The sequence below is a fragment of the Streptomyces sp. NPDC104096 genome (assembly GCF_055584385.1).
In genome coordinates, this window is record NZ_JBVJMD010000002.1 from 386,396 (window position 1) to 400,956 (window position 14,561).

General features: G+C 68.5%; 12 protein-coding genes and 1 tRNA gene. 9 read left to right on the plus strand and 4 right to left on the minus strand.

Going from position 1 to position 14,561, the window contains the following annotated elements:
* Positions 1–120 precede the first annotated feature (120 nt).
* The 3 genes from ACZ60B_RS04160 (at position 121) to ACZ60B_RS04170 (ending at position 1,304) form a co-directional block, all read left to right on the plus strand.
* The gene (locus tag ACZ60B_RS04160) at positions 121–594 is read left to right on the plus strand and encodes a hypothetical protein (protein ID WP_469383985.1); all 474 of its coding nucleotides are present in this window, start codon (positions 121–123) and stop codon (positions 592–594) included.
* 81 nt (positions 595–675) lie between these two features.
* Positions 676–897 (plus strand): type II toxin-antitoxin system VapB family antitoxin, encoded by a 222-nt coding sequence (locus tag ACZ60B_RS04165; RefSeq protein WP_225808576.1) that lies wholly within the window; start codon positions 676–678, stop codon positions 895–897.
* A complete protein-coding gene (locus ACZ60B_RS04170; RefSeq protein WP_469383987.1) occupies positions 894–1,304 on the plus strand; it encodes a PIN domain-containing protein in 411 nt (136 codons plus the stop codon). The genes ACZ60B_RS04165 and ACZ60B_RS04170 overlap by 4 nt, the downstream gene beginning before the upstream one ends.
* Positions 1,305–1,659: 355 nt before the next feature.
* On the opposite strand, the gene ACZ60B_RS04175 is transcribed toward ACZ60B_RS04170, so the two are convergent.
* A complete protein-coding gene (locus ACZ60B_RS04175) occupies positions 1,660–2,232 on the minus strand; it encodes a DUF1963 domain-containing protein (protein WP_469383989.1) in 573 nt (190 codons plus the stop codon).
* 671 nt (positions 2,233–2,903) lie between these two features.
* Between ACZ60B_RS04175 and ACZ60B_RS04180 the strand changes: the two genes are divergently transcribed.
* Positions 2,904–5,006, plus strand: a complete 2,103-nt coding sequence (locus ACZ60B_RS04180; RefSeq protein ID WP_469384098.1) for a PKD domain-containing protein — start codon at positions 2,904–2,906, stop codon at positions 5,004–5,006.
* A gap of 318 nt (positions 5,007–5,324) precedes the next feature.
* Here ACZ60B_RS04180 and ACZ60B_RS04185 read toward each other — a convergent pair.
* A tRNA-Gly gene (locus tag ACZ60B_RS04185) sits at positions 5,325–5,398 on the minus strand.
* Between the two features lie 587 nt (positions 5,399–5,985).
* Here ACZ60B_RS04185 and dcd point away from each other — a divergent pair.
* Together dcd and ACZ60B_RS04195 are read left to right on the plus strand one after the other, a co-directional pair.
* The gene (gene dcd / locus ACZ60B_RS04190; RefSeq protein ID WP_162468433.1) at positions 5,986–6,561 is read left to right on the plus strand and encodes a dCTP deaminase; all 576 of its coding nucleotides are present in this window, start codon (positions 5,986–5,988) and stop codon (positions 6,559–6,561) included.
* Positions 6,558–7,073: a phosphoribosyltransferase gene (locus ACZ60B_RS04195; RefSeq protein WP_469383991.1), complete on the plus strand. Its 516-nt coding sequence runs from the start codon at positions 6,558–6,560 to the stop codon at positions 7,071–7,073. Before dcd ends, ACZ60B_RS04195 begins: the two co-directional genes overlap by 4 nt.
* A 98-nt stretch (positions 7,074–7,171) precedes the next feature.
* On the opposite strand, the gene ACZ60B_RS04200 is transcribed toward ACZ60B_RS04195, so the two are convergent.
* On the minus strand, positions 7,172–8,101 hold the full coding sequence (locus ACZ60B_RS04200) for a Yip1 family protein (protein WP_469383993.1): 930 nt from the start codon (positions 8,099–8,101) through the stop codon (positions 7,172–7,174).
* A gap of 331 nt (positions 8,102–8,432) precedes the next feature.
* Positions 8,433–10,709: a (Fe-S)-binding protein gene (locus ACZ60B_RS04205; protein ID WP_469383995.1), complete on the minus strand. Its 2,277-nt coding sequence runs from the start codon at positions 10,707–10,709 to the stop codon at positions 8,433–8,435.
* Positions 10,710–10,948: 239 nt separating this feature from the next.
* On the opposite strand from ACZ60B_RS04205, the gene ACZ60B_RS04210 reads away from it, so the two are divergent.
* From ACZ60B_RS04210 to grpE, 3 genes are all read left to right on the plus strand, one after another.
* On the plus strand, positions 10,949–11,968 hold the full coding sequence (locus ACZ60B_RS04210) for an MraY family glycosyltransferase (RefSeq protein WP_469383997.1): 1,020 nt from the start codon (positions 10,949–10,951) through the stop codon (positions 11,966–11,968).
* A gap of 94 nt (positions 11,969–12,062) precedes the next feature.
* Positions 12,063–13,907, plus strand: coding sequence for a molecular chaperone DnaK (gene dnaK / locus ACZ60B_RS04215; protein WP_469383999.1), 1,845 nt, complete (start codon positions 12,063–12,065; stop codon positions 13,905–13,907).
* Positions 13,904–14,560: a nucleotide exchange factor GrpE gene (grpE, locus tag ACZ60B_RS04220; RefSeq protein ID WP_450661226.1), complete on the plus strand. Its 657-nt coding sequence runs from the start codon at positions 13,904–13,906 to the stop codon at positions 14,558–14,560. Before dnaK ends, grpE begins: the two co-directional genes overlap by 4 nt.
* Position 14,561 lies beyond the last annotated feature (1 nt).

The following is a 14,561-nucleotide window of genomic DNA, read 5'->3' on the forward strand; positions in this document are numbered from 1 at the left end:
GGCCGGAGCATAGCACTTTACCTGTGCATGACCTGTCCTTGCCCTGAGCGGGGCGAGGGGCGCTGTCAGTCCCCACCACTACCGTTCCGGCCGTACGCAACCGGCAGGGAGGGGAGCTCGATGGGTGCCAGTGGGTGGGACTACGTGACCGAGTACGACGGGGATGCCGCGGCGGCCCTGGAGGCCCTGCACGCCAGGGTCTTCCAGGAGGAGTACGGCGACGGCTCGGAGTACCGGAGCCTGGAGGAGCTGTACGCGGACGAGGACTTCATGGCGGAGGAGGGCACCCACACGATCCTCGACATCGACAGGGTCGTCGCCACGGACGATCCGCCCAAGAAGCTCCGTGCCTCCGACTACAGCACCCTGCGCCCGCTGGCGCTCGACCGCGTGGTCCACCACTTCGGCACGGACCGGCCCACGGTCGAGCAGTACGAGAGGCTCGCCGCCGCCGCCGGCGCGACCGCGAGCCACGAGGAGCACGAGCGGAGCCTGTTCGGCGAGTGCCGGATGCGATGGACCGGCTACTACGTCGTCCTCCACTCCGACGGCAAGCCCACCCACCTGGGAATCTTCGGCTTCTCGGGCGACTAGGGCCGGTCCGGCGACCTGGCAGCGCCAATGTTGGCGACGTATTTTTCTATGTACATCACCAACGTTGCGCGGGAGGCGCCGATGTCTGTGACCCAGATCGACATCGATGACGACGCCCTGGAACGGGCCATGGCTCTGGCCAAGGTCAGGACCAAGAAGGAGGCGGTCGATCTCGCGCTGCACTTCTACGCGGAACAGCAGGAACGTGCGGCGCGCATCAGCCGTCACTTCGAGCGTGCGCGTGAATGGGGCGCCGTCGAGGACGCCGAGCGTCTGCACAGGGCGGAGAAGCACAGCAGGTGATCTACTTGCTCGACACGTCCGCGCTGGTCCGGCTGCTCCGGGACCCGAAACTGCAAGTGGCCCGGTACGACGCGATCGACGCCGGGGCCGTCGCATCCTGTTACCCGCAGCGAGCCGAGTTCCTGTGCAGCGCCAGGAACGGCCGCGAGTACGACGAGATCGCGGAGATGTTCGACGACCTCTTTCCCGATGTGGCGGTGCCGAAGAACGCGGGGCGTTGGATCAGCGCGGTGCAACACCGTATGGCCCGGGCCGGGGAGCATCGCGGCGCCTCCGCGGTGGACCTCGTCATCGCCGCCACCACCGCGCACCACGGCCTCGCCGTCCTCCACGACGACGCCGACCACCGCGCCATCGCGCGGCATGCGTCCGACCTGCTCGAGCACAACGTCCACGACGTCGCCTGAGGTGCCTTTCCCCACAGGTCGTGGACACTGTGACAAGGCTCTCCGGGATCGAAGTCCCGCCCGTCGAAGAGGACTTCGGCAGCACGCGTCGCCGCCGGGCACGTCCGGGAGACCCGGTGAGTGACAGCAAACAGGCCCGGGTCTGTGACCTGGGTCTTCTTCGTGGAGCGGGCGACGAGAATCGAACTCGCGCTCTCGGCTTGGGAAGCTGCGGGTATTCAGGATTGCTTCATGGCTGACCTGTGGGTGAGCAGTGTCGAGGCGTGGTGGGCGGTCGACTGGTTCCCCGGTGTTCCCCGTCATTCCCCGCGTGATCTGGCACGGATTTGGCACGCCTGTCGTCGATGGTTGTGCTTCAGCAGTCGTAGCGGTGGGCGTAGGGGAGTTCGGGGCACTGGCGGCAGAGGAACACGTAGATGCCGCCGAGGTCTCCCATGACCATCTCCAGGTCTTCCTCCGGCGTGACGCTGAGCAGATGTTCCATACGGTGGCCGCTATCGCAAGATGGCCAGTCCGGTGGCTGGTCCCAGGCCGGATAGCCGCCGACCTTGTTCTGCAGCGCACACGCCAACTGGGTGTACTCCATGCCGAAGCGCTCTTCCAGCTCCTCGATGCGGGGCTGCAAGGTCTGACGAAGTTTCCGTGGCAGGTCCCAGTTCGGGTACTCCACCACTGAGGTGGGGGACACCGTGCACGGATTGGGCATGAACTCTTCTTCGTACTCGCCTTCCTGGGGGGCGGGTATCGCCTGGAGCCGGCCGGTGGTGAGCACGTCTGCCTCGTTGCGCCAGTACAGCCTCGGAAGAGCGGCGCACGCTTGGTCGTGAGGATGGATCAACGGGCACCAGACCAGCTGGAGTACGTCCATGCCTTCAGGGAACGGCAGCTCGGGTACGTCACGCGCGAAGAGCTGGACCACCGGGACCATAGGAACCGTCCCGGCCGGCGTCTTCTCGTTGGGCCAGGCCCAGTGCCCTGATTGCCTGCAGGAGGGCCAGGGTTCATCGGCGGGCCAGAGCACCCAGCGGCCCAAGCCACGCTGTCGGCCGTCGACCGGAGCAAGCTACGACGGCCTAAACGTATCGAAGGCACCTTGCACGATGACCTCTTCGTCCCGAAGCAAGTTGCACGGGGGCGCCGCCTTGGGGCGGTGTGCTCCTCACCTGCGGCGATGGTCCGCAGACGTCCGTGCTCGTCCGCCGGTGTCCGTCGGCGTTGTCACGCAGTCAGACACGCACTGCTCAACGGTCAACCACGTACAAGATCGTTGTCAGTGGCTGCGCTTGTGGTGGCGCTGCGGTGCGTGGGCGTAGGGTGCCCGCTACCCGTAATGATCAACGCTGCGCTCTGGAGTTCTTCGTGCGAATACGGCCATTGGCGGCCTTCACTGTCATTGCCCTGGCCGGCGGGACGGCCGTGTGCGTGCAGCCCGCCGTCGCGGCCCCGGACACCCTTTACGTGAACAACGCAACTCGGGCCAACTGCTCAGACGCCGGGTCTGGCACCCAGGATCAGCCCTACTGCACTCTGCAGACCGCCGCGGCGGCCGTACAGCCGGGACAGACCGTCGAGGTCGCGGGCGGTACGTACAAGGGCGAGGTGGACATCACACGGTCGGGTACCCCGGATGCGCCGATCACCTTTACTGCGGCCAAGAGGGGGGCGGCGTTCGCCCATGGCGACCCTCACGCGTTTACGGTCTCAGGAGCACACGACGTTGTCATCCGCGGCTTCTCCATGTCCAGCAATGCCGAGGACGTAGTCGTCACCGATTCGAGCCGCATCACGATCGACCAGAACCGGGTCCCCAGTATCGACATCCAGGGCACCGGGAGCCGAACCCCCGGCATCAGGATCACCGGTCAGAGCAGTGACGTTACGGTCAGCCGCAACCAGATGCACGGCTCCGCGGCGGAGGAGGTCATTGTCGCGCCCGGCGTCACCGGTACGGTGATCACGACCAACTGGCTCAGCGGCTACGGGGGCAGCGCCGTACTTGCGACGGACGCGCCGGGCACTGTGGTGACCAGCAACAGCATCTCCGGCGACTGCACTCCCCAGATCGCACTGGCTGGCGCCTCGACAGGTTCCACCCTCGAGAACAACATCCTGGCGGATGGCATCGGCGACGACAAACTGTGTGCGTCGGCCCCCGCAGCACACGCGAAGATCTCGATTTCGTCGGACTCGGCCCCGCAGACCATCAGTGACTACAACCTGATCCAGCCGCCGGGGTCCGGCGCCGCACCGTACGACTGGGCCGGAGTCTCGTACGCCGACCCTGAATCGCTGCTGGCGGCGACCGGCCAGGGCGGCCACGACCTCGTGGCGCAGCCAGACTTGTCGTCGGACACTAGTCCGGCCCGTGACTCGGCTGATGCCGACGCTCCCGGCGAGTTGCCCACCGACATGTACGGATACACCTCTGTCGACGACCCGCTCGTGGCGGACACGGGGGCGGGAACCGTCATTTTCCGGGATCGCGGCGCCGGCGAGTTCCAGGACCCGTACAACATCAGCTCGGTCACGGTCACTCCGGATCAGGGGCCGTACCCGCTGCCGGTCACGGCGACCGCCGTGGAGCTGAACCCGTGGTCCACGCCGGTGGAGTCCTACACCTTTGACTTCGGTGACGGCAGCGCACCGGTGGTCACCACCACGCCGAGCGCACGGCACACCTACACCGCGCGGCCTGCCGACGGCAGCTACTACAGGGTGAGCGTGATCGCCACGACCGCCACCCGGACGCTAGTGCCCCGGATCGGTTACGTCTTGGTCAACGAGCCCGCTCCGTTGGTACCGGCGCTGAAGCTGACCACACCTCCCTCTGCCATCGGCTCGCTGACCGTTACGGCGGACACCTCCGCCTCGACCGATGCGTGGGCCATCACCAACCGCAAGATCGACTTCGGTGACGGCAGCGTGCCCGTCGACGAGGGCACCGCCACCACGGACACCCACACCTACGCCAAGCCCGGCACCTACACGGTCAGGCTCACCGAGACGGACTGGACCGGCAACACCGCGTCCACGACCACCTCGATGACCGTCCCGACGGTCCGCTTCAGCACGGCCCTGTCGCTGACCACCAAGGCCTCCTCGTATGCGTACGGCGCGACGGCGACGGTCACTGCGCACCTCGGCGCGACGTACAGCAACCGCACCGTCTCGATCTACGCTCAGCCGTACGGCGGTACGAAGACGCTGGTCAAGACGGGCACGGTGGACAGCCACGGCAACCTGGCGGCCTCGTACAAGGTCACCCGGAACACCGTCTTCACCACCGCCTTCTCCGGCGACCTCGAGTACGCCCCGGCGACGGCGTCCAGGACCGCCTACGGCTATGCGAGGGTGACGGAGTCGCAGTCGGGCTACTACACCAGCACCTACTACGGCAGCACCCGCTACCGCGTCTACCACCGCACCGCGAAGGCCCAGTTCAACGCCGCGGTCACGCCCAACAAGGCCCGCCAGTGCCTGATCTTCCGGCTGCAGAAGTACTACAGCGGCGCCTGGCACACCCAGTCCACCTCCTCCTGCCGCACCCTGAGCTCCACAAGCACCGGATACCTGAAGCTGACCCTCACCAGCGGCGCGATCAACGGCAAATACCGGATGGCCGCCGAATACGCCCACAGCACCAAGGACAACACCAACCTCAACACCTGGAGCTCCTGGCAGTACTTCACCGTCAGGAAGTAAGCGAGGCAATCCCGGCTCTGCCGGGACCGGAACGACGTGAAGTCTGACTGGGCTGCCCGAACGAGAACACAGGGTGGGGGCCGGACGGGAGACCGTCCGGCCCCCCTTCATGTCAGGCTCGGAGCGAGCTGCACTCCACGCTTTCGAGGGTCTGCGATCGCTTCCTCCCCAGAGACTGCCGCGATGCCAGCGACAGGTGCGGACACCGGCTGGGTCGCCCACGCGGTCGGCGTAGCGACTTTGGGCGGGATCTGGCACGCGACAACTGATCACGATGGAAAGCAGAAAGGCCCGGGTCTGTGACCTGGGCCTTCTTCGTGGAGCGGGTGACGAGAATCGAACTCGCGCTCTCAGCTTGGGAAGCTGATGTTCTACCATTAAACTACACCCGCGTAAGACGCCGATTGATCCGGTGTCCGAATGCTCGCTCACTGTACCTCATGCCAGGCCCCCGGCGCTGAAGCCGTGGGGCCTGTGTGCTTCCGGGGGAGGTGGCAGGGCTGTGGGCAACGGGAGTTGGGGCGTACCGTGGAGGGGCGGGTGAGGGCCCCGGCAGGGCGGAGTGCCGTCTGGAGTGGCGTCCCTTTCATCCCGTATTGTGGATTTCGTCGTCAGCATCCCAGCCAGACGCGGCTCTTTGGGGAAGGACTCCAGGACTTGATGGAGCGCACCGTCGTCCGTTGTGCCGATGGGCACGTGTTCAACACCACTTCGTTCCCGATGCAGCAGGCCGGGCGACTCGGTCCCGGGCGGCTCGTCCGGTGCCCGCGCTGCGCGCGGCTGCGCAGCTCCGTGCCCGTCGGCCTCGTGCCTCAGCGGCGGTAGTGGCAGCGGCCGTTGCCGCGACCGTGCGGCCGTGGCGGCGCTCGTGGGTGTCGGCAGCCGGCCGGCGACGTGACGGCCGGAACGGATCGTGAGGGCAGGCGCGCGGAGACGCCACGATGGTGGTGGGTCCGCGCGCCTTGCGTATCCTCGGGACGTGCTTCTCTCAGACAAGGACATTCGGGCCGAGATCGACGCCGGGCGGGTACGGATCGATCCCTACGACGAATCCATGGTGCAGCCGTCCAGCATCGACGTACGCCTCGACCGGTTCTTCCGGGTGTTCGAGAACCACCGGTACCCCCACATCGACCCCTCCGTCGAGCAGGCCGACCTGACCCGGCTGGTGGAGCCCGAGGGCGACGAGCCGTTCATCCTCCATCCCGGGGAGTTCGTGCTCGCCAGCACGTACGAGGTCATCACGCTGCCCGACGATCTCGCGTCCCGGCTCGAGGGCAAGAGCTCGCTGGGGCGGCTCGGCCTCGTCACCCACTCCACCGCGGGGTTCATCGACCCCGGGTTCTCGGGTCACGTGACGCTGGAGCTGTCCAACCTCGCGACCCTTCCCATCAAGCTGTGGCCGGGCATGAAGATCGGGCAGCTGTGCATGTTCCGGCTCAGCTCGCCCGCCGAGTCCCCGTACGGCAGTGAGCGCTACGGCTCGCGGTACCAGGGGCAGCGCGGTCCCACCGCCTCCCGCTCCTTCATCGACTTCCACCGGACGCAGGTATGAGCGTCGCGGACGAGCGGGAGAACCTGACCTACGAGCAGTTCGGCGTCGCCGTCCGCGAGCTCGCGCAGACGATCGCCGACGACGGGTTCGAGCCGGACATCGTGCTCTCCATCGCCCGCGGGGGCGTCTTCGTGGCCGGCGGTCTCGCCTACGCCCTCGACTGCAAGAACCTCCACCTCGTGAACGTCGAGTTCTACACCGGTGTGGGCCGGACGCTGGAGATGCCGGTCATGCTGGCGCCCGTACCGAACGCGATCGACTTCACCGACAAGAAGGTGCTGATCGCCGACGACGTCGCCGACACCGGCAAGACCCTCAAGCTCGTGCACGACTTCTGCGTCGAGCATGTCGCCGAGGTGCGCTCCGCGGTGATCTACGAGAAGCCGCAGTCGCTCGTCCGCTGCGAGTACGTGTGGAAGCGCACGGACGCGTGGATCAACTTCCCGTGGAGCGTTCTGCCCCCTGTCCACAGGTCGGGAGAGGCCGCCCGGCCGAACCGGGAAGCGCTCTGACCCGGTCCCGCCCCGGCGGGACGACCGAGACGCGAGAAGGGGCTCACCGTCCGTGTGGACGGTGAGCCCCTTCTTTCAGGTGCCGGTGGGGCCGGACGCTAGAACGTGCCCAGCTTCACGATCGACAGCAGCGCGACGAGCTGGATCGCCGACGCGCCCAGCGCCTTGGGCCAGGGCAGGTCGTGGGAGCGGCGGACCATCATGGTCAGCAGCGCTCCGGCGGCCACCCAGGTCGCCCAGCCCACGGCCTGGACGAAGGTCGCGTTGCCGCCGAAGAACATGGCCAGCAGCAGTCGCGGCGCGTCCGTGAGGGACATGACCAGCATCGACAGGCCCACGGTGGGCTGCCAGGCGCCGTCGCCGCCGAGCTGGCGGGCCAGGGTGTGGGTGACCACGCCGAGGACGAAGGCGCTGACCACCATCGCGACCGACGTCATCAGGACGATCGGGATGGCGTTGGAGAGGGTGGCGTTGATCGCGTCCTCGCGGGCGCCGTCGAAGCCGAAGACCGCGAGCAGGCCGTAGAGGAACGTCACGATCAGGGCCGGGGCCCACATCGTGTAGTCGCGCATCCGCAGGAAGGTCTGGTCGGGGGCGGTCACGATGCCCCTCAGCAGCGCCTTCCAGTGCAGCGGCGGGCCGACCGGGGCCGAGGGCTGCGCGGCGCCCGCGTGGTAGGTGCCGCCCTGGTTGTAGGAGGCGTGCTCGTCGATGGAGAACGCCTGGGTGTGCCCCGGCTGGTTCGCCGCGTACGGGTCGTGCGGGGCGCCGTACGGGTCGGCCGCGCCGAAGTACTCCGGCTCGCCGCCGCCCTGGCCGCCCTGCGGCCACTGGGCCCCGCCGGAGCCGCCGTGCGGCGGCTGCTGGCTGCCCCGGTACTGCGGTTGCTGCGGGTACGGCTGCGGAGCCGACGGGTAGCCGTAGGACGGCGGTCCCTGGGGTGCCTGCTGCCCGTACGGAGGGTTGTGCGGTCGCGCTTGCGGGGCGCGGTCGTCCCGGCCGCCGCGTCCGTTCCTGAATCCAGCCACGCCTTCGAACGTACCTGGTCCCGGAGGGTGAGGGGCGGGGACGGGGGTTCAGGGCCGGGCTTTGCTGCCGAGCTGTGACATCCCCTAAGGGGGGTCCCGGGGGCTTTTCCGAGGGGTCGGGAGGTTTCGCGCGCGGGACCGGCGGGGCGCGGCGGAGGTGTCCTCCGTCCGAGTGACGGCACGTGAGGCGCGTGACGGCACGTGGGGCGCGTACGGCATGTGGGGCGCGTACGGCACCTGAGGACCGTACGGCGGGTGCGCGTGGCGTGTGCGCCGACGCCCCCTGCCCGGCAGGCGGGTCAGGGGGCGTCGGCGGGTGGGAACGGCGGTGTTACTTCACCGGCTCCGGCTCGGGCTCGCTCTCCGACTGCGACTCGCCCGCCGGGGGCTCGTCCGCGACCGGCGTCCTGACGGACTCGAGGAGCAGCTGGGCGACGTCCACGACCTGGACGGACTCCTTGGCCTTGCCCTCGTTCTTCTTGCCGTTGACCGAGTCGGTCAGCATGACGAGGCAGAACGGGCAGGCGGTGGAGACGATGTCCGGGTTCAGCGAAAGGGCCTCGTCGACGCGCTCGTTGTTGATGCGCTTGCCGATCCGCTCCTCCATCCACATCCGCGCGCCGCCGGCGCCGCAGCAGAAGCCGCGCTCCTTGTGGCGGTGCATCTCCTGCTGGCGCAGGCCCGGGACGGCGGTCATGATCTCGCGCGGGGGCGTGTAGATCTTGTTGTGGCGGCCCAGGTAGCAGGGGTCGTGGTAGGTGATGATGCCCTCGACCGGGGTGACCGGGACCAGCTTGCCCTCGTCCACCAGGTGCTGGAGCAGCTGGGTGTGGTGGATGACCTCGTAGTCGCCGCCGAGCTGCGGGTACTCGTTGCCGATGGTGTTGAGGCAGTGCGGGCAGGTTGCGACGATCTTCTTGGCCGACCTGGGCTTCTTCGTCGACTCGTCCTCGTCGTCCTCGCCGAACGCCATGTTCAGCGCGGCGACGTTCTCCATGCCGAGCTCCTGGAAGAGGGGCTCGTTGCCGAGGCGGCGGGCGGAGTCACCGGTGCACTTCTCGTCGCCGCCCATGATCGCGAACTTGACGCCCGCGATGTTGAGGAGTTCGGCGAACGCCTTCGTGGTCTTCTTGGCCCGGTCCTCCAGCGCGCCCGCGCAGCCGACCCAGTACAGGTACTCGACCTCGGTGAGGTCCTCGATGTCGCGGCCGACGACCGGCACCTCGAAGTCGAGTTCCTTCGTCCACTCCAGGCGCTGCTTCTTGGCCAGGCCCCAGGGGTTGCCCTTCTTCTCCAGGTTCTTGAGCATCGTGCCCGCCTCGGAGGGGAAGCTGGACTCGATCATGACCTGGTAGCGGCGCATGTCGACGATGTGGTCGACGTGCTCGATGTCCACCGGGCACTGCTCGACGCAGGCGCCGCAGGTGGTGCAGGACCACAGGACGTCCGGGTCGATGACGCCGTTCTCCTCCGCGGTGCCGATGAGCGGGCGCTCGGCCTCGGCGAGGGCGGCGGCGGGCACGCCCGCCAGCTGCTCCTCGGACGCCTTCTCGTCGCCCTCCGTCGTCTTGCCGCCGCCGGCCAGCAGGTAGGGGGCCTTGGCGTGCGCGTGGTCGCGCAGCGACATGATCAGCAGCTTCGGGGAGAGCGGCTTGCCGGTGTTCCAGGCCGGGCACTGCGACTGGCAGCGTCCGCACTCGGTGCAGGTGGAGAAGTCGAGCAGGCCCTTCCAGGAGAACTGCTCGACCTGGGAGACGCCGAAGACGTCGTCGTCACCGGGGTCGGTGAAGTCGATCGGCTTGCCGCCGGAGGTCATCGGCTGGAGTGCGCCCAGGGCCGTGCCGCCGGTCGCGTCCCGCTTGAACCAGATGTTCGGGAAGCCCAGGAAGCGGTGCCAGGCGACGCCCATGTTGGTGTTCAGCGACACCACGATCATCCAGATGAAGGAGACGCTGATCTTGATCATGGCGACCAGGTAGACCAGGTTCTGGAGGGTGGCGACGCTCAGGCCCTTGAAGGCCAGGACCAGCGGGTACGAGGCGAAGTAGCCGGCCTCGTAGCCGTCGACGTGGTGGATGGCGCCCTCGAGGCCGCGCAGGGTGTAGATGGCCAGGCCGATGGTGAGGATGACGTACTCGACGAAGTACGCCTGGCCCGACTTGGAGCCCGCGAAGCGGGACTTGCGGCCCGGTCGCGAGGGCAGGTTCAGCAGCCGGATCGCCATCAGGACGACGATGCCCAGGATGGTCATCACGCCGATGAACTCGGTGTACATCTCGAACGGCAGGAAGTCGCCGATGACCGGCAGCGTCCAGTCGGCCTGGAAGAGCTGTCCGAAGGCCTGCGCCAGGGTCGGCGGCAGCGTCAGGAAGCCGACGGCCACGAACCAGTGGGCGAAGCCCACGATGCCCCACCGGTTCATCCGGGTGTGGCCGAGGAACTCCCGGACCAGCGTCACGCTGCGCTGGTAGGGGTTGTCGGTCCGGCTTCCGGCGGGCACGGGCTGTCCCAGCTTGAAGTACCGGACGAACTGGCCGACGGCGCGTGCGAGCAGCGCCACGCCGACCACGGTCAGGACCAGCGACACGATGATCGCGGCGAGTTGCATTTCGGGGCTCCTCGGGCCTGCGAGGGATTCTCGTTCGAGATTACTAAGCGGTAACTTATGCAGTCCGTCTGAGACTACCCGCATCCTCCGCCGCACTGTAGTCAGCCGCTCGGTGATCTGTGTCGCTGAGGCTTGCCTCACGGTCCGGGTCGCGGAGCCGGTCGGGGGCGGTCCGGAGCGGTCGCGATCCGATCGTGTTACTCGTACCAAATTGGTACATTTACCTCTAACTTATATCCGTGCTCTACGGGATCGCCGCCGCCACCGCCGCCCTCCTCCTCGCCGCCGTCCTCACGGCGCTGCTCCGGGCCCCCGCCCGCCGGCGCGGGGTGGTCGACCGACGGCGGCAGCGGCCGTTGCCGCTGCTGGGCGGAGTGGCGGTGGTGGTGGCCACCTGTGCCGTCGCGGCGGTGGGCGACTGGACGGGGGTCGCGCCGCTCGGCACCGGGATCGGACAGCTGCTCGGCGCGGGCGCCGCGGTCGCCGCGCTCGGGCTGGTCGCCGACGTGTGGCGGCTGAAGACGCGGTTCATCGTCGTCGGTACGGCCGTGGCGGCGGCCTGTGTCGTGCCGTACCCGGAGACGGGTGTGGCGGCCGGGCTGTCGGCCGTGGGCTGGATCGTGTGCGTGACGGTCGCCTTCAAGGGGCTCGACCACGCCGACGGGCTGGTGGGCACCGTCGGGGTCGTCACCGCCTTCGGGGCGGGCGCCTGCGCCGCCGCCGAGGTCATGGACGGGCTCGCGGTGCTGCTCAGCGTGCTGGCCGCCGCGCTGACCGGCTTCCTCATGCACAACTGGCATCCCGCGCGGGTCGGCCTCGGCGCCTGCGGTTCGCTGTTCACCGGTTTCGTGCTCGCCGCGGCCGCCGTGCAGGTCCGCGCCGGGTACGGGTTCGGCTCCAGCGTGGGCGTGCTGTTCGCGCTCACCGCGGTCGCCGTCGCCGACGCCGTCCTCGTGGTCCTGGCGCGGCGGATCGCCGGGCGCCCGCTGCTGCGCCGCGGGCCCGACCATCTCGGCCACCGGCTGCGCCGGCTCGGGCTCACCCCGCAGGGGGCGACCGTGGTGCTCGGTGCCGCGGCGTTCCCGGCGGTGCTCGTCGGGGTGCTGGTGCACACCGGATGGATCGGCGCGCAGGCCGCGCTCTGGGTGGCGGTGGTGGCGCTGATCGGTGTGTGGGGGGTACTTCGATTTCCGGTGAACGGGTCGCGACGCCCCGCATCCACGCAGGTCAGAGCCCAGTTGCGTGTAAGGAACGGATAAGAGTTGAGCCTCCACGGCTCAGCTCTGTTGACCGCGGGGTGGTGGTCGTGCACACTTGAGTCCGTTCCACTCAAGTCAGCTGGAGGAAATCACCATGGCACGTGCGGTCGGCATCGACCTGGGCACGACTAACTCCGTCGTCAGCGTTCTGGAGGGCGGCGAGCCCACCGTCATCACCAACGCCGAGGGTGCCAGGACCACGCCGTCCGTCGTCGCCTTCGCGAAGAACGGTGAGGTGCTGGTCGGCGAGGTCGCCAAGCGCCAGGCGGTCACGAACGTGGACCGGACCATCCGCTCGGTGAAGCGCCACATGGGCACCGACTGGAAGATCGAGCTCGACGGGAAGCACTTCAACCCGCAGCAGATGAGCGCGTTCATCCTGCAGAAGCTGAAGCGCGACGCCGAGGCGTACCTGGGCGAGAAGGTGGCCGACGCGGTCATCACCGTCCCGGCGTACTTCAACGACTCCGAGCGCCAGGCGACGAAGGAAGCCGGTGAGATCGCCGGTCTCAACGTCCTTCGTATCGTCAACGAGCCCACCGCGGCCGCGCTCGCGTACGGCCTCGACAAGGACGACCAGACGATCCTCGTCTTCGACCTCGGTGGCGGCACCTTCGACGTGTCCCTCCTGGAGATCGGCGACGGCGTCGTCGAGGTGAAGGCCACCAACGGTGACAACCACCTCGGTGGTGACGACTGGGACCAGCGCGTCGTCGACTACCTGGTGCAGCAGTTCCGCTCCGGTCACGGCGTGGACCTCGCCAAGGACAAGATGGCCCTGCAGCGTCTGCGCGAGGCCGCCGAGAAGGCCAAGATCGAGCTGTCCTCGTCCACCGAGACCTCGATCAACCTGCCCTACATCACGGCCTCCGCCGAGGGCCCGCTGCACCTGGACGAGAAGCTCACGCGCGCCCAGTTCCAGCAGCTGACCGCCGACCTGCTGGAGCGCTGCAAGACGCCGTTCCACAACGTCATCAAGGACGCCGGCATCCAGCTGTCCGAGATCGACCACGTCGTCCTCGTCGGCGGCTCGACCCGTATGCCCGCCGTCGCCGAGCTCGTCAAGGAGCTGACCGGCGGCAACGAGGCCAACAAGGGCGTGAACCCGGACGAGGTCGTCGCCATCGGCGCCGCGCTCCAGGCCGGTGTCCTCAAGGGTGAGGTCAAGGACGTCCTGCTCCTCGACGTGACCCCGCTGTCCCTCGGCATCGAGACCAAGGGCGGCATCATGACCAAGCTCATCGAGCGGAACACGACGATCCCGACCAAGCGGTCCGAGATCTTCACCACCGCCGAGGACAACCAGCCGTCCGTGCAGATCCAGGTCTACCAGGGCGAGCGCGAGATCGCGGCGTACAACAAGAAGCTCGGCATGTTCGAGCTGACCGGTCTGCCGCCGGCCCCGCGCAGCGTGCCGCAGATCGAGGTCGCCTTCGACATCGACGCCAACGGCATCATGCACGTCACGGCCAAGGACCTCGGCACCGGCAAGGAGCAGAAGATGACCGTCACCGGCGGCTCCTCGCTGCCGAAGGACGAGGTCGACCGCATGCGCCAGGAGGCCGAGAAGTACGCGGAGGAGGACCACGCCCGCCGCGAGGCGGCCGAGGCCCGCAACCAGGGCGAGCAGCTCGTCTACCAGACGGAGAAGTTCCTCAAGGACAACGAGGACAAGGTCCCGGGCGAGATCAAGACCGAGGTCGAGGCCTCCGTCGAGGAGCTGAAGGCCGCGCTCAAGGGCGAGGACTCCGCCCAGATCCGCACCGCCACGGAGAAGGTCGCCGCCGTCTCGCAGAAGCTGGGCCAGGCGATGTACGCCGACGCCCAGGCCGGGCAGGCCGCCGGTGGCGCGTCCGCCGGTGCCGGTGAGGCCCGCGCCGACGACGACGTCGTGGACGCCGAGATCGTCGACGACGAGCGCCGGGACGGTGTCGCGTGACGGAGGAGACCCCGGGCTTTGAAGAGAAGCCCGACGTCCCCTCCGGCGCCACCTCTGACGACGCCGAGCCGACGGCCGCCGCTCCCTCCGCGGAGGAGGCGGCGGCCCCGGCCGGGGACGCGAACCGGACCGCGGCCCTGGTGGCCCAGCTGGACCAGGTGCGCACGGCGCTCGGCGAGCGCACGACGGACCTCCAGCGGCTCCAGGCCGAGTACCAGAACTACCGTCGCCGGGTCGAGCGGGACCGGATCGCGGTCCGGGAGATCGCCATCGCGAACCTCCTGACCGAGCTCCTGCCCGTGCTCGACGACATCGGGCGCGCGCGGGACCACGGCGAGCTGGTCGGCGGGTTCAAGTCCGTCGCGGAGTCGCTGGAGACCGTCGCGGCGAAGATGGGTCTGCAGCAGTTCGGCAAGGAGGGCGAGCCCTTCGACCCGACGATCCACGAGGCCCTGATGCACAGTTACGCACCGGACGTCACCGAGACGACGTGCGTGGCGATTCTGCAGCCCGGGTATCGGTTCGGCGAGCGCACCATCCGCCCCGCGCGGGTGGCGGTGGCCGAGCCCCAGCCGGGGGCGCAGACGGTCAAGGCCGAGGACTCGGCCGAGACGGGTGACGACAAGGAGAGCGGTGGCCCGGACGAGGGCTGAC